The 13,757-nt window shown below is 62.5% G+C and carries 15 protein-coding genes; 8 read left to right on the forward strand and 7 right to left on the reverse strand.

Features of this window, described 5'->3' with window-relative positions; translation table 11 throughout:
• Window positions 1-68: 68 nt before the first annotated feature.
• The 3 genes from C4N04_RS01360 to rsmA are packed head-to-tail and all read left to right on the forward strand — an operon-like array spanning window position 69 to window position 2,871.
• Window positions 69-1,010: a peptidylprolyl isomerase gene (locus C4N04_RS01360; protein WP_009993161.1), complete on the forward strand. Its 942-nt coding sequence runs from the start codon at window positions 69-71 to the stop codon at window positions 1,008-1,010.
• A gap of 5 nt (window positions 1,011-1,015) precedes the next feature.
• The gene (gene pdxA, locus C4N04_RS01365; RefSeq protein WP_106795275.1) at window positions 1,016-2,044 is read left to right on the forward strand and encodes a 4-hydroxythreonine-4-phosphate dehydrogenase PdxA; all 1,029 of its coding nucleotides are present in this window, start codon (window positions 1,016-1,018) and stop codon (window positions 2,042-2,044) included.
• The gene (gene rsmA, locus C4N04_RS01370) at window positions 2,044-2,871 is read left to right on the forward strand and encodes a 16S rRNA (adenine(1518)-N(6)/adenine(1519)-N(6))-dimethyltransferase RsmA (protein ID WP_096762186.1); all 828 of its coding nucleotides are present in this window, start codon (window positions 2,044-2,046) and stop codon (window positions 2,869-2,871) included. The genes pdxA and rsmA overlap by 1 nt, the downstream gene beginning before the upstream one ends.
• Window positions 2,872-2,964: 93 nt before the next feature.
• Here the strand turns inward: rsmA and gmk are convergent, their stop codons facing one another.
• The 7 genes from gmk to fabD all read right to left on the reverse strand — a co-directional run bounded on the left by gmk (window position 2,965) and on the right by fabD (window position 9,478).
• Window positions 2,965-3,627: a guanylate kinase gene (gene gmk, locus C4N04_RS01375; RefSeq protein ID WP_077993199.1), complete on the reverse strand. Its 663-nt coding sequence runs from the start codon at window positions 3,625-3,627 to the stop codon at window positions 2,965-2,967.
• 3 nt (window positions 3,628-3,630) lie between these two features.
• Window positions 3,631-4,518 carry a YicC/YloC family endoribonuclease gene (locus C4N04_RS01380; RefSeq protein WP_038688007.1) on the reverse strand — a complete coding sequence of 296 codons (888 nt, stop codon included), beginning with the start codon at window positions 4,516-4,518 and terminating at the stop codon, window positions 3,631-3,633.
• Between the two features lie 17 nt (window positions 4,519-4,535).
• Complete coding sequence (mltG, locus tag C4N04_RS01385; RefSeq protein WP_096762226.1) at window positions 4,536-5,756, reverse strand: endolytic transglycosylase MltG; 1,221 nt, start codon at window positions 5,754-5,756, stop codon at window positions 4,536-4,538.
• Between the two features lie 130 nt (window positions 5,757-5,886).
• Window positions 5,887-7,149, reverse strand: a complete 1,263-nt coding sequence (gene fabF, locus C4N04_RS01390) for a beta-ketoacyl-ACP synthase II (protein WP_077993198.1) — start codon at window positions 7,147-7,149, stop codon at window positions 5,887-5,889.
• A 93-nt stretch (window positions 7,150-7,242) separates the two neighbouring features.
• A complete protein-coding gene (locus C4N04_RS01395; protein ID WP_003547058.1) occupies window positions 7,243-7,479 on the reverse strand; it encodes an acyl carrier protein in 237 nt (78 codons plus the stop codon).
• Window positions 7,480-7,765: 286 nt separating this feature from the next.
• Window positions 7,766-8,503, reverse strand: coding sequence for a 3-oxoacyl-[acyl-carrier-protein] reductase (fabG, locus tag C4N04_RS01400; RefSeq protein ID WP_077993196.1), 738 nt, complete (start codon window positions 8,501-8,503; stop codon window positions 7,766-7,768).
• 30 nt (window positions 8,504-8,533) lie between these two features.
• The gene (gene fabD / locus C4N04_RS01405; RefSeq protein WP_096762187.1) at window positions 8,534-9,478 is read right to left on the reverse strand and encodes an ACP S-malonyltransferase; all 945 of its coding nucleotides are present in this window, start codon (window positions 9,476-9,478) and stop codon (window positions 8,534-8,536) included.
• 201 nt (window positions 9,479-9,679) lie between these two features.
• On the opposite strand from fabD, the gene C4N04_RS01410 reads away from it, so the two are divergent.
• From C4N04_RS01410 to rplI, 5 genes are all read left to right on the forward strand, one after another.
• Window positions 9,680-10,723, forward strand: a complete 1,044-nt coding sequence (locus tag C4N04_RS01410) for an aldo/keto reductase (protein ID WP_077993191.1) — start codon at window positions 9,680-9,682, stop codon at window positions 10,721-10,723.
• A 305-nt stretch (window positions 10,724-11,028) separates the two neighbouring features.
• Entirely contained in the window at window positions 11,029-11,487 is a 459-nt protein-coding gene (rpsF, locus tag C4N04_RS01415) for a 30S ribosomal protein S6 (RefSeq protein ID WP_004680499.1), read from the forward strand.
• Between the two features lie 12 nt (window positions 11,488-11,499).
• Window positions 11,500-11,748, forward strand: a complete 249-nt coding sequence (gene rpsR, locus C4N04_RS01420; RefSeq protein ID WP_004680498.1) for a 30S ribosomal protein S18 — start codon at window positions 11,500-11,502, stop codon at window positions 11,746-11,748.
• Window positions 11,749-11,896: 148 nt separating this feature from the next.
• Window positions 11,897-12,883 (forward strand): DUF2232 domain-containing protein, encoded by a 987-nt coding sequence (locus C4N04_RS01425; RefSeq protein ID WP_077993190.1) that lies wholly within the window; start codon window positions 11,897-11,899, stop codon window positions 12,881-12,883.
• A 21-nt stretch (window positions 12,884-12,904) separates the two neighbouring features.
• Window positions 12,905-13,483: a 50S ribosomal protein L9 gene (rplI, locus tag C4N04_RS01430; protein ID WP_064682097.1), complete on the forward strand. Its 579-nt coding sequence runs from the start codon at window positions 12,905-12,907 to the stop codon at window positions 13,481-13,483.
• The last annotated feature ends 274 nt before the right edge of the window (window positions 13,484-13,757 follow it).

Raw genomic sequence — 13,757 nt, forward strand, 5'->3', positions numbered from 1 at the left:
CCGCGTGTCTCGCACTGTGGTAAGGACGCCGCGAACAACGTCACGCGGCGCTAATGGGAGGTCAACAGATGATTGACGCGAAAAAAGCCATAACCGCCTTCCTCGCCGGCGCAGCGCTTGCCTTGATGGGCCTTGCCGGCCCGGCGCTGGCAGCAAGCGAAGTCCAGGCCGTGGTGAACGGCACTGCCATCACCAGCGGCGATGTCGCCAAGCGGCAGGCCTTCCTGCGCCTGCAGCATACGAAGGCCGATGCCAAGACCGCCAAGGAGCAGTTGATCGACGAAACGCTCAAGCGGCAGGAGGTCGCCCGCGTCCGCATGTCGGTTTCGCAGCAGGACGTCGATGCGTCTTTCGCGCGCTTTTCGGCCGGCAACAAGCTTTCCGTCGAACAGATGTCGCAAATCCTCGATCGTGCCGGCGTCGGCGTCGACCATTTCAAAGGCTTCATCGCCGTGCAGATGAGCTGGCCGCGTGTCGTCAATGCGCGTTACGGCTCGACCTCGCGGCTGTCGAATTACGATCTCGTCTCGCGCATGATGCAGAACAACAAGCAGAAGCCGGTGACGACGGAATATATGCTGCAGCAGATCATCTTCGTCATCCCGCAAGCCAAGCGCGCCGCCATCACCGGCAAGCGCAAGGGCGAGGCCGAGGCGTCGCGCTCGAAATTCCCCGGTTGCGACCAGTCAAAGGTCTTTGCCGCAACGATGCGCGATGTCGCCGTGCGCGACCTCGGCCGCATGCTCGCTCCCGAGATCCCGCCGGATTGGAAGCCTCTGGTCGAGCAGGCCAAGGGCAACACGACTGGTACCCGCGTCACCGACAAGGGCGTCGAATATCTGGCGATCTGCAGCCAGCGCCAGGTTTCCGACGACCAGGCCGCTGAAATGGTCTTCCGCCAGGAGGATCTCGACAAGTCCAAGGCCGGCAAGAATGGCCCGCCGGAAAACGAGAACAGCAAGAAATACCTGGATGAACTGCGCAAGAAGGCGCAGATCGCCTATCGCTGACCACGATGGCGATACCGTTCTCACGACCGCTTGCGCTGAGCCAGGGCGACCCTGCCGGCATCGGGCCGGATATCACTCTGATGGCTTGGCTCCGGCGGCGTGAACTCGGCCTGCCGCCTTTTTTCCTGATCGGCGATCCCGATGTCCTGGCCTTGCGAGCCCGCCAGCTCAACCTGGCGGTTTCCATCCGTGAGATCGACAGCGCCGACGAATCTACCGGCTCATTTGCCGATGCGCTGCCCGTCATGAGCGTGCCTGTTGGCATTGAGGTCGTGGCGGGTGAGCCGCATGCGGCAACGGCGAAAGGCACGATCGCGGCGATCGAGAAAGCCGTATCGCTTGTCATCGGCGGCGAGGCGCTCGCAGTCGTCACCAATCCGATCGCCAAGGCCGTGCTCTATGAGGCGGGCTTCCGCTTTCCCGGCCATACCGAATTTCTCGCCGATCTCGCCGCCAGAGCAACCGGCCGGCCGGTGACCCCTGTGATGATGCTGTCCGGACCGAAGCTCAGGGCCATTCCCGTCACCGTTCACATTCCGCTCCGGGACGTGCCGCAGGCGCTGACGGAGGATTTGGTCATGGAAACCTGCCGGATTGCTCACGGAGATCTGAGGCAGCGCTTCGGTATCGATGCGCCGCGGCTGGCGGTTGCCGGCCTCAATCCGCATGCCGGCGAAACCGGAACGATCGGCAGGGAAGACGAGGATCTCATCCGCCCGGCAATCGAGCGCCTGCGCGACGAGGGTATCGACGCCATTGGCCCCCTGCCCGCCGATACGATGTTTCATGACGAGGCGCGGGCGCGGTACGATGTCGCCATCTGCATGTATCACGATCAGGCCCTGATCCCCGCCAAGGCGCTCGGTTTTGACGACAGCGTCAATGTCACGCTCGGACTTCCCTTCGTGCGCACCTCGCCGGATCACGGCACCGCTTTCGGCATTGCAGGCAAAGGGCTGGCGCGCGAGCAGAGCCTCGTTGCGGCGCTGAAGCTCGCCGCGCAGCTCGGCCGCACTTGGGAAAGCCGCCGCTGATGGCAGCACTCGATGGCCTGCCGCCGCTTCGCGACGTCATCCAGCGTCACGGCCTTGATGCGCGCAAGGCGCTCGGGCAGAACTTCCTGCTGGACCTGAACCTGACGCAGAAGATCGCCCGCACGGCGGGCGGGCTCGAAGGGACCACCGTTTTCGAAGTCGGCCCCGGTCCCGGCGGGCTGACGCGGGCGATCCTGGCGCTCGGCGCCAAAAAGGTGATCGCCATCGAACGGGACACACGCTGCCTGCCGGCGCTTGCCGAGATCGCCGACCACTATCCGGGCCGGTTGGAGGTGATCGAAGGCGATGCGCTGAAAACGGATTTCGAGTCCCTGGCGCCGGAAGGCCCGGTCAAGATCATCGCCAACCTGCCCTATAATGTCGGCACGCAGCTGCTGGTCAACTGGCTGCTGCCGAAGGCCTGGCCGCCGTTCTGGCAGTCGCTGACGCTGATGTTTCAGAAGGAAGTCGGCGAGCGTATCGTCGCCGGCGAGGACGACGACCATTACGGCCGGCTCGGCGTGCTCAGTGGCTGGCGGACCGAGGCGCGCATGGCCTTCGACGTGCCGCCGCAAGCCTTCACGCCGCCGCCGAAAGTGACGTCGACGGTGGTGCATCTGACGCCGCGGGAAAATCCCATCCCCTGCTCCGTCGCCAATCTGGAAAAGGTGACCCAGGCCGCCTTCGGCCAGCGCCGCAAGATGCTGCGCCAGAGCCTGAAGCCGCTCGGCGGCGAGAGCCTGCTCGTCAAGGCCGGGATCGATCCGGCCCGGCGGGCGGAGACCCTGTCCGTCGAGGAATTCTGCCTGTTAGCAAATTGCCTTTAATGCATGTCGCCCGGAAGTGTGCAGCGGTTCCGGGACAACGAAATGCATATAAAAAAGGCCAAAGCGCGTCGCATGAATCAAATTTGATGCGCTTTAAAGCGACGGCGTCTCTTCCAGCAATTCGCGGACGAAATCGAACATGCCGTGGCGGCGGTCGCGGCGCAGGCGTTCGGCCTTGACGATCGACTGGACGGCGTCGAAGGCGGTGTTGAGATCGTCGTTGACGATGACATAGTCATACTCGCGCCAGTGGCTGATCTCGGCACGGCTGTTGGCGAGGCGCGTCTGAATGACTTCCTCGGAATCTTCGGCACGGCGGTGCAGCCGCGATTGGAGTTCCGTCATGGTCGGCGGCAGCACGAAGATCGACACGACGTCGGCCGACATCTTCTCCTGCAACTGCTGGGCGCCCTGCCAATCGATATCGAAGAGCATATCGCGGCCCTCGGCCATGGCTTGCTCGACCGGCTCGCGCGGCGTGCCGTAGAAATTGCCATGCACCTCGGCCCATTCGAGCAGGGCGTCGCTGTCGCGCAGCCGCTCGAACTCGCGCACGCTCTTGAAGTGGTAATGCACACCTTCGACCTCGCTCGGGCGGCGCTGGCGCGTGGTGACGCTGACGGAAAGACCGATATGCTTGTCGGTCTCCAGAAGCGTGCGTGCGATGGTGGACTTGCCGGCGCCGGACGGCGACGAAATGACAAGCATCAGACCGCGGCGGGCGATCTGCACGGGCGAGGATTTCGCCGGTTTCATGTCCTACTCCAAATTCTGGACCTGCTCGCGGAACTGGTCGATCACGACTTTCAGTTCGATGCCGGCGGCAGTAACCGCCGAGGCATTCGACTTCGAGCAGATGGTATTCGATTCGCGGTTAAATTCCTGTGCAAGGAAGTCCAGCCGGCGCCCGGCAGGTCCGCCTTTCACCAGGAGATCACGCGCTGCGGCGACATGCGCCTTCAGGCGGTCGATTTCTTCGCGCAGATCCGCCTTGGTCGCCAGCAACGCGGCTTCGGCATGCAGCCTGTCGCGGTCGAGAGCGGCCATGCCGTCCATCAGCAAGGCGACCTGTGCCGCGAGCCGGGAGGCGATCTCCTGCGGCGAGCGCGAGGGATCCGTCTCGATCGTTCGCGTCAGGCCCTCGATCGTTGCGACATGATCGAGAAGAATGCGGGAGAGCGCCGCCCCTTCCTGTTCGCGCATCGCCCGGAGGTCGGCAAGCGCGGCCATGAGGCCGGCGGCAATATCGGCATCCCGGGCGGCCAGCGCCTCCTCGCCGTCCTCGCCCTCGCGGAACTCCACGATGCCGCGCACCAGAAGCAGCGTATCGAGCTTCAGCGGCGCCGGATCGATCACGTCCACCAGCTGCTCGCGCATGGCAAGCACGGCGGCAAGCGCTTGCCTGTTCAGCACCGCCTCGAAACGGTTCTCGTCGGCGGTGACCGAGAGCGAAGCCTGCAGGTTGCCGCGGCTGAAACTTTCGCCGGCAAGGCGGCGGACCTCCGCCTCCATGCGTTCAAGACCGGGCGGCAGGCGCAGGCGCAGGTCGAAGCCCTTGCCGTTGACCGAGCGCAATTCCCATGCCCAGCGCCAGCGGCCGCTCGTTCCCTCTCGCCGCGCAAAACCGGTCATGGACTGCAAAGCCATGCGAGCCTCCGAAATCTTCAGTTGATCTTCTTTTTCTTCGGCGGCGGCGCGACAGTCGCGCCATTCTCGGCCGGCTGCTCTTCCGGCTGGCCATCGACCGCGATGTTCGGATCCGAACCCTTGTCGGCCTCGAGCTTGCGCCAGCGCTTGACGTTGGCATTGTGCTCTTCGAGCGTCGCGGCGAAAACGTGGCCGCCGGTACCGTCGGCGACGAAATAGAGATCCTCGGTTTTCCAAGGGTTGGCGACGGCTTCCAGCGCATCCTTGCCGGGATTGGCGATCGGCGTCGGCGGCAGACCCTTGATGACATAGGTATTATACGGCGTATCCCGCTTCAGGTCCGACTGATAGATCGGCCGGTCGGCCGGCTTCCCCTCGCCCCCGAAGAGCCCGTAGATGATCGTCGGATCGGACTGCAGGCGCATGCCCTTGCCAAGCCGGTTCAGGAAAACGGAAGCGACATGGGCACGTTCGTCGGGAACGCCGGTCTCCTTTTCGACGATGGAGGCGAGTGTGACGAATTCCTCTTTGGATCGCAGCGGCAGCGAGGAATCACGCTTGTCCCAGACCTGATCGACGAGCTTCTGCTGTGCCGCCGCCATCTGTTCGACGATTTCCGAACGCTTGGTGCCGCGCGAGAACTTGTAGGTATCCGGACGCAGGCTGCCTTCGGCCGGCAGCGCAGCCGGCAGGTCGCCTTCCAGCACCGGGTCCTGCAGCATGCGGTCGAACATCTGGCGAACCGTCAGACCTTCGGGGAAGGAAACCGAATAGAGAATGGACTTGCCTGATTTCAGCAGCTCCATGATATCGCTCATGGAGGCTCTCGCCTTGATCTCGTATTCGCCGGCCTTCAGGCTCTCGCCGGCGGAAAGATGTGTCGCCGTCAGATATCGGAAGATGCGGGCGTCGGAGATGATCGCATTGCGCTCGAGGTTGGTAGCGATTTCGGCGAGACCCGCGCCGTTGCGGACGATGAAATTGGTGTTCGTCTGCAGCGGACCCGGGCTCTGATAGGTCGATGTCGCGTAGTAGAAGCCAATGACTGCGACGACGCAGACCAGGACCGCCATCGTCATGATGAAGTTCAGAAAGAGGACGATCTGGCTGCGTGCGTTCCTGGAGCGCTTCGGCGGCTCAGGAACACGTTCCGGACGCAGGGCCTCGTTCGGCGACTTCGGGATGATCGGTCCCTTCTGCGCCTGGCTGTCGTTGCTCTGGTTCGTCGTATCGCTCACCGGCAATCCTCTAAAACTTGGCCCTTATTCCGCTATTTCGCGAAGCAATGCGGCAAAAACAGGTTCTGCCACGGTTCAACGAAGCCGCTGCCGGTCGTTCAACTCCAGCACGCCTCTGCAGCGGGCCTCTTTACTCCCCGTAACGGCGCAGCACGAGCGATGCGTTCGTGCCCCCGAATCCGAACGAATTGGACAGCGCCACGTTGATTTCTCGCTCGCGAGCCTTGTGCGGAACAAGATCGATCGCCGTCTCGCGCTCAGGATTATCGAGATTGAGTGTCGGCGGAGCGATATTGTCACGGATGGCGAGCGTAGCGAAGATCGCCTCGATGGCGCCGGCCGCACCGAGAAGGTGTCCGGTCGCCGACTTGGTCGAGGACATGGAGATCTTCGAGGCCGCGTTGCCGACCAGCCGCTCGACCGCCCCGAGTTCGATCGTGTCGGCCATGGTCGAAGTACCATGGGCGTTGATGTAGTCGATGTCGGCCGGCGTCAGCCCGGCGCGCTTCAGCGCCATCGCCATGCAGCGGCCGGCCCCCTCGCCGTCTTCTGACGGCGCGGTGATGTGATAGGCATCGCCCGACAGGCCGTAGCCGACGATTTCAGCGTAGATCCTGGCGCCGCGCGCCTTGGCATGTTCCAGCTCTTCGAGCACGACGATGCCGGCGCCTTCGCCCATCACGAAGCCGTCGCGGTCGCGGTCATAGGGGCGCGAAGCCTTCTGCGGGTCGTCGTTGTGCTGGGTCGACAGCGCCTTGCAGGCGGCAAAGCCCGCCAGCGAAATGCGGCTGACGGGCGATTCCGTGCCGCCGGCGACCATGACGTCTGCGTCGCCAAGCGCGATCAGCCGCGCGGCATCGCCGATCGCATGCGCGCCGGTCGAGCAGGCGGTGACGACCGAATGATTGGGTCCGCGCAGCTTGTGGCGGATCGAAACCTGACCGGAAACCAGATTGATCAAGCGGCCGGGAATGAAGAATGGGGAGATACGGCGCGGGCCTTTGTCGCGCAGGGTGTAACCCGCCTCGACGATGCCTTCGATGCCGCCGATACCGGAGCCGATCAGCACGCCGGTGGCGATCTGATCCTCATCGCTCTCGGGATGCCAGTTGGCATCGGCAAGCGCCATGTCGGCGGCAGCCATGCCAAAGATGATGAAGGGATCGACCTTGCGCTGTTCCTTCGGCTCCATCCACTGATCGACATTGAAGGTGCCGTCGGCACCGTCGCCGAGCGGAATACGGCAGGCGATCTTGGCGGGAAGGTCATCGACCTCGAATTCGGTGACGAGGCGGGCGCCGTTCTGGCCGGCGAGCAGCCGCGACCACGTCACCTCAGTTCCGCATCCCAAGGGTGATACCATGCCGGTACCTGTGATGACGACACGTCTCATCGCGTGCTTTCCCCCGTCTCTTATGTTCTATGGAGAAATAGGCCGAAAAGAAAAGGGCGGACTCCAGGCCCGCCCTTTCTCAAATATATAGGATCAGGCCTGGGCCTTCTCAATGAACTTCACTGCATCGCCGACCGTCAGGATCGAGTCAGCTGCGTCGTCGGGGATTTCAACGCCGAATTCTTCTTCGAAAGCCATGACAAGTTCGACCGTGTCGAGCGAGTCGGCGCCCAGATCGTCGATAAAGCTGGCGCTCTCGACGACCTTGTCGGCATCGACGCCAAGATGATCAATAACAATTTTCTTTACGCGTTCTGCGATATCGCTCATGTCGGTTTCCTCGACCTTATGTCCTGATCGGAATGCCCTTGCGGCACCCCTACCCTGTTTCAGCCTGCGATGTTTTCAGACATCCTCGGCAAACTCGTTTACCCGGCTTCAGAGATTTCCGAGGCTTGCGAAAAGCCCGCCGGTCCGTCTGCTTTCTCGGGACGACTGTTCACAGTCATGGCCCGCTTAACATGGTTTAAGTCTGCCGCAAAGCCAGAAAATCAACGCTTCGTGATTGCTCAACATGCTATTGGCGGAAATACCCCCATGCCGACGGTTTGTCGTTTCAGATCATCGCCATGCCGCCGTTTACGTGCAGCGTCTGGCCGGTCATGTAGGCAGCCTCGGAGGACGCAAGATAGGCAACCGCCGAGGCGACTTCGCCGCCCGTGCCCATCCGCTTCATCGGGATCGCTCCCATGATCGCCTCCTTCTGCTTGTCGTTCAGCTTGCCGGTCATGGCGCTTTCGATGAAGCCGGGCGCGACACAGTTGACGGTCACGTTGCGAGTGGCAATTTCCTGCGCCAGCGACTTGGTGAAGCCGATCATGCCGGCCTTGGAGGCGCAATAGTTGGCCTGCCCCGGATTGCCGGTGACGCCGACGACCGAGGTGATGTTGATGATGCGGCCATAGCGGCGGCGCATCATCGGGTGCGTCAACTCGCGCGTCAGGCGGAAGGTCGATGTCAGATTGACTTCGAGAACGGCGTCCCAATCCTCGTCGCTCATGCGCACGAAGAGACCGTCCCTGGTGATGCCGGCATTGTTGACGAGAATATCGACGCCATCGAGTTCGGCTTCGGCCTTCTGGCCGAGCGCCTTGACCTCGTCGCGGTCGGACAGGTTGGCCGGGAAGATCTTGACGCGCTCGCCGAGCTCGGCCGCCAACGCTTCCAGCTTCTCGACGCGAGTGCCGTGCAGGCCGACGGTGGCGCCCTGCTTATGAAGAAGGCGGGCGATTTCCTCGCCGATGCCGCCCGATGCGCCGGTGACGAGAGCCTTGCGGCCGGAAAGATCGAGCATGGAAACGTTCCTTATATCTGGAGATATCAATCAGGCCATGAGGGCGACGACGGCCGCGTCGATATCCGCCGGACCGCCGACGGAGATGCCGTTGACTGTTTTGTCGATGCGGCGGGCAAGGCCGGTCAGCACCTTGCCGGAACCGAGTTCATAAAGTGTGCTCACGCCATTGCCGGCGAACCATTCCACCGTCTCGCGCCAGCGGACCTGGCCGGTCACCTGCTCGACCAGGAGGCTCGCGATCTCGTCGGCGCCCGTTACCGGGGCGGCGCGAACATTGGCAATGAGAGGCACCACGGGATCGGACTTGGCAACCGTTGTCAGCGCCGCGCGCATGGCCTCGGCGGCAGGCGCCATCAGCTTGGAATGGAAAGGGGCCGAGACCGGCAGCAGGATGGCGCGCTTGGCGCCCTTGTCGGTTGCAAGCCCGGCGGCCTTTTCGACGGCCGCTTTCTCACCCGAAATGACGATCTGGCCGCCGCCATTGTCGTTGGCGATCTGGCAGGCGCCGGTGGCGGCGGCCTCGTCGCAGACGGCTGCGACGTCGGCATGTTCCAACCCGATGATCGCCGCCATGGCGCCGACGCCGACGGGAACGGCGGCCTGCATGGCATTGCCGCGAATGCGCAGCAGCCGCGCCGTATCGGCGAGCGAAAAGGTGCCGGCGGCGCAAAGTGCGGAATATTCGCCGAGCGAGTGCCCGGCGACAAAGGCGACCTTGGACTTCAGATCCAACCCCTTGGCTTGGAGAACACGGACGACGGCGATCGAGACGGCCATCAACGCCGGCTGGGCGTTTGCCGTCAAGGTCAACGTGTCCTCCGGACCGTTGAACATGACGTCCGAAAGCTTTTCACCGAGCGCCTCGTCGACTTCGTCGAAAACGGCGCGGGCTTCCGCGAAATTCTCGGCCAGATCCTTGCCCATGCCGACGGCTTGACTGCCCTGGCCGGGGAAAGTGAAAGCAATGGTCATTCTGATGTCCCTGATTGCGCCCCTCGAGGCTGTTTTGCCTCCAATTGACATTCTTTCCGGCAGAGTCAAGTGGCGGCACCTTCTGCGCAAAGCCTTTCGCACCGGCGCAAAAGCCCGGCTTTTGCTCTTGCGCTCCGCCAAATCCGGCTTAGATTCGCGCTGAGCTTCCCAAGACTTCCACCTCTCTCCCAAGGTTTTCCCATGAAGTACAAATCGCTAGGCCGGACCGAGATTTCCGTTTCAGAGATCTGCCTCGGCACCATGACCTGGGGCTCGCAGAACAGCGAAAGCGACGCGCATGCGCAGATGAATTATGCCGTCGAGAAAGGCGTCAATTTCTTCGATACCGCCGAGCTCTACCCGACAACCCCGGTTTCGCCTGAAACACAGGGCTGGACCGAAGACTATATCGGCAGCTGGTTCGAAAAGACCGGCAAGCGAAGAGAGATCGTGCTCGCCACCAAGGTCGCCGGCCGCGGCCGCGATTATATACGCGGCGGCGAAGGCGCGGATTCAAAGAATATCCGCCTGGCGCTCGAGGCCAGCTTGAAGCGGCTGAAGACGGATTATGTCGACCTCTACCAGGTGCACTGGCCGAACCGCGGGCATTTCCACTTCCGGCAGAATTGGAGCTACAACCCCTTCAACCAGGATCGCGACAAGGCCGTCGCCAACATGCTCGACATCCTGGAAACGCTGGGGGCACTGGTCAAGGAAGGCAAGATCCGGGCGATCGGCCTTTCCAACGAAACCACTTGGGGCATCCAGAAATACCTGACCCTCTCCGAACAGAAGAGCCTGCCGCGCGTCGCCAGCGTTCAGAACGAGTACAATCTGCTCTACCGTCATTTCGACCTCGATCTCGCCGAGCTCTCGCATTACGAGGATGTCGGGCTTCTCGCCTATTCGCCGCTCGCCGGCGGCATCCTGACCGGCAAATATGTCGATGGTGGCAGGCCGAAGGGGTCGCGCGCTTCGATCAATCCCGATATCGGGGGCCGCCTGCAGCCGCTGCAGGAGCCGGCGACCAAGGCCTATCTGGAAATCGCCGCCCGATACGGTCTCGACCCGTCGGCCATGGCGCTCGCCTTCTGCCTGTCGAGACCCTTCATGGCTTCGGTCATCATCGGCGCAACCTCGATGGAGCAGTTGAAAACCGATCTCGGCGCAGCCGAGCTGAGGCTTTCGGAAGAGGTGCTGGCGGAGATTGCCAAGGTGCACCGGCAGTATCCGCTGACGCTGTGATGACGCGGCCAGGCGCTGCCGATTGGTCCCCGTCGGGCTCGCATGTCCGATTGGGGTTGCCTTTCCGCGAAAAATCCGTATAAGCCGCCCTGTTCGTTAACCCGGTCTTCTGGCTGGTGGCTGAACGGAGGGCCGGTTTGCAAGTCGCAAATCGTTCGGAACGGAAGCGTTCCAGCCTCCCGTGTCTCCGCTCTCGACCGTCTCGGAAACGCTTTTCTTGCCTGGGTCCGCCCTATCAGGAGCAGTCGTTGAGGCTTAGCCGCCGAATATCGGGTTGAACCAAACGCAAGAAAGGCAAAGCTGTCATGGCTCTTTATGAACATGTATTCCTTGCCCGGCAGGATATTTCCGCTCAGCAGGTCGATGCCCTCGTAGAACAGTACAAGGGCGTGATCGAAGCAAACGGCGGCAAGGTCGGGCGTATCGAGAACTGGGGCCTCAAGTCCCTCACCTACCGCATCAAGAAGAACCGTAAGGCGCATTACGCGCTGATGGACATCGATGCTCCGGCTGCTGCGATCCAGGAAATGGAACGCCAGATGCGCATCAGCGAAGACGTTCTTCGCTACATGACCATCGCCGTCGAAAAGCACGAAGAAGGCCCGTCTGCCATGCTGCAGAAGCGCGACCGCGACGACCGCGGCCCGCGTGAAGGCGGCGACCGTGGCCCGCGCCGCGAATTCGGCGACCGTCCGCCGCGCCGTGACGGCGACTTCCAGCGTGGCCCGCGTCCGGATCGCGCTCCCCGCGAAGACCGTGCATAAGGAGATATAAGAATGTCTGAAGCTTCCTCCGCACCGGTCCGCCGCCCGTTCCATCGCCGTCGCAAGACCTGCCCGTTCTCCGGCGCAAACGCACCGCGGATCGACTACAAGGACGTCCGCCTGCTGCAGCGCTACATTTCCGAGCGCGGCAAGATCGTTCCGTCCCGCATCACGGCCGTTTCCCAGAAGAAGCAGCGCGAACTCGCCCAGGCGATCAAGCGCGCCCGTTTCCTCGGCCTGCTGCCGTACGTCGTGGCCTAATAGAATATGTGACCCCCGGATTTCTGATCCGGGGGTTGCCTCCCTTCCGCGATGGGCGCGGATCGGAACGGTTAAAACCCATGTTGAGACGTTTCTGAATTCGATTCAGCAACATCCTCTAACTGCTTGATGAAGCAGGACAGCGACCTTGAAACGACTCGATCTTAAAACGCTGCTGACCGGCGCCCTCGCCGGCTTGACCGCTGCCCTGCTGGTGCTGGGTGCAAGCGTGCAGCCGTCGTTTTTCAGTGCGCTCCTCTATACTGCTTCGGCACTGCCGATCCTGCTTGTCGGGCTCGGCTGGGGCAATGTCGCCGCAATTGTGGCCGTCGTTACCGCAGCCGCGCTCGGCGCGGTGTTCATCTCGCCGTCCTTTGCGCTGATCATGACGCTGGTGACGCTGCTGCCGGCCGGCTGGCTCAGCCACCTCGCCAACCTCGCCCGTCCCGCGTCCGAGCTCGGCGGTCCGGACGACCTGCTCGCCTGGTATCCGCTCTCCGATATCCTGCTGCATCTCTGCGGCCTGGTGACGTTCGCCGTCATCGTCATCGGTGTGATAATCGGCTACGGGCCGGAGATCACCGATCCGATTGTCGATCTGCTGATTACCTCTCTCAAGCAGCAGCAGCCGGAATTCATGCCCGATCCGGCGGCGACCGCGCAGACCAAATCGCTGATCCTGCTGATGCTGCCGGCTTTGCAGGGCGGCATGTGGGTGACGATGCTGTTCGCAGCCTATTATTTCGCGGTGCGCATCGTCGCAGCATCCGGCCGCGGCCTTCGTCCCCGCGAGGACATTCCCTCGTCGCTGCGCATGAACCGCAACTCGATCTTCATCTTCCTCGCCGGGCTTGCCGCCTGCTTCTTCGGCGGCGTTCCGGCGCTGATCGGCGCGACCGTGATCGGCACTTTCGGCGCCGGCTTCATGCTCTCCGGCTTCGCCTCGCTGCATTTCCGCACGCGTGGAAAGGACTGGCGTTTGCCGGCCCTCATTCTCTGCTACCTGGCGTCCATGCTCATGCTGCTGCCAGCTCTGCTCATCCTGGTCGTGGGTCTTAGCGATACGCGCAAGGCGATCGCGCTGACCCCGACGAAAGATGCCGATGCCCCCAAACAACCCGATACGAAAATCTGAAACACAAGAAAGGACAAGAAAATGGAAGTCATCCTTCTCGAACGCATCTCCAAGCTCGGCCAGATGGGCGAAACCGTAAAGGTTCGCGACGGTTTTGCCCGTAACTACCTGCTGCCGCTCGGCAAGGCGCTGCGCGCCAACGCCGCCAACAAGACCCGCTTTGAAGCCGAGCGTGCGACGCTCGAAGCCCGCAACCTCGAGCGCAAGTCGGAAGCCCAGAAGGTCGCCGACGTTCTCGACGGCAAGTCGTTCATCGTCGTGCGCTCCGCCGGCGAAACCGGCCAGCTCTACGGCTCGGTCGCTGCCCGCGACGTCGTCGAGATTCTCGCCGCCGAAGGCTTCAACATCGGCCGCAACCAGGTTCACCTGAACACGCCGATCAAGGCAATCGGCCTGCACAAGGTCGAGCTGCAGCTGCATGCCGAAGTCGAAATCAATATCGAGCTGAACGTTGCCCGTTCCGCCGATGAGGCTGAGCGCCAGGCGAAGGGCGAAGAACTCACCTCGGTCGACGCGATCTACGGTGTCGACGAAGACGCACTGCGTCCGGAAGATTTCTTCGATCCGGAAGCCGACGGCATCGACGAAGACGAAGCATAAGTCGCGCCGGACACGATCCGCGTGAGGGAAGCCCGGCCGTTGCGCCGGGCTTTTTCGTTTCATCCGCTTGATGGGAAACAACCGGGGAGATCACCTTTTACCGGGGGATTTCCTGATGTTTTTGCTGCGTGCCCGATGTCGTCGCGCTATCATGTCCATCTCCGGAACGAATGAGCTGAGTCGGCTCCGTGCCGTGTCCTCAGGGTGACACTCCCGGTATTTCTCGCTTGTGTCGCCCCCGGACTGTGGAGAAGTCGAACAACGTGCACAGCGT

Origin of the sequence: Rhizobium sp. H4 (assembly GCF_003013335.1) — a bacterium.
Lineage (GTDB): Bacteria > Pseudomonadota > Alphaproteobacteria > Rhizobiales > Rhizobiaceae > Rhizobium > Rhizobium sophoriradicis.

Bases quoted from the DNA above. Each gene is read 5' to 3' on its own strand.
- C4N04_RS01360 (WP_009993161.1), top strand. From the start codon at position 69: ATGATTGACGCGAAAAAAGCCATAACCGCCTTCCTCGCCGGCGCAGCG.
- pdxA (WP_106795275.1), top strand. From the start codon at position 1,016: ATGGCGATACCGTTCTCACGACCGCTTGCGCTGAGCCAGGGCGACCCT.
- rsmA (WP_096762186.1), top strand. From the start codon at position 2,044: ATGGCAGCACTCGATGGCCTGCCGCCGCTTCGCGACGTCATCCAGCGT.
- gmk (WP_077993199.1), bottom strand. From the start codon at position 3,627: ATGAAACCGGCGAAATCCTCGCCCGTGCAGATCGCCCGCCGCGGTCTG.
- C4N04_RS01380 (WP_038688007.1), bottom strand. From the start codon at position 4,518: ATGGCTTTGCAGTCCATGACCGGTTTTGCGCGGCGAGAGGGAACGAGC.
- fabF (WP_077993198.1), bottom strand. From the start codon at position 7,149: ATGAGACGTGTCGTCATCACAGGTACCGGCATGGTATCACCCTTGGGA.
- C4N04_RS01395 (WP_003547058.1), bottom strand. From the start codon at position 7,479: ATGAGCGATATCGCAGAACGCGTAAAGAAAATTGTTATTGATCATCTT.
- fabG (WP_077993196.1), bottom strand. From the start codon at position 8,503: ATGCTCGATCTTTCCGGCCGCAAGGCTCTCGTCACCGGCGCATCGGGC.
- fabD (WP_096762187.1), bottom strand. From the start codon at position 9,478: ATGACCATTGCTTTCACTTTCCCCGGCCAGGGCAGTCAAGCCGTCGGC.
- C4N04_RS01410 (WP_077993191.1), top strand. From the start codon at position 9,680: ATGAAGTACAAATCGCTAGGCCGGACCGAGATTTCCGTTTCAGAGATC.
- rpsF (WP_004680499.1), top strand. From the start codon at position 11,029: ATGGCTCTTTATGAACATGTATTCCTTGCCCGGCAGGATATTTCCGCT.
- rpsR (WP_004680498.1), top strand. From the start codon at position 11,500: ATGTCTGAAGCTTCCTCCGCACCGGTCCGCCGCCCGTTCCATCGCCGT.
- rplI (WP_064682097.1), top strand. From the start codon at position 12,905: ATGGAAGTCATCCTTCTCGAACGCATCTCCAAGCTCGGCCAGATGGGC.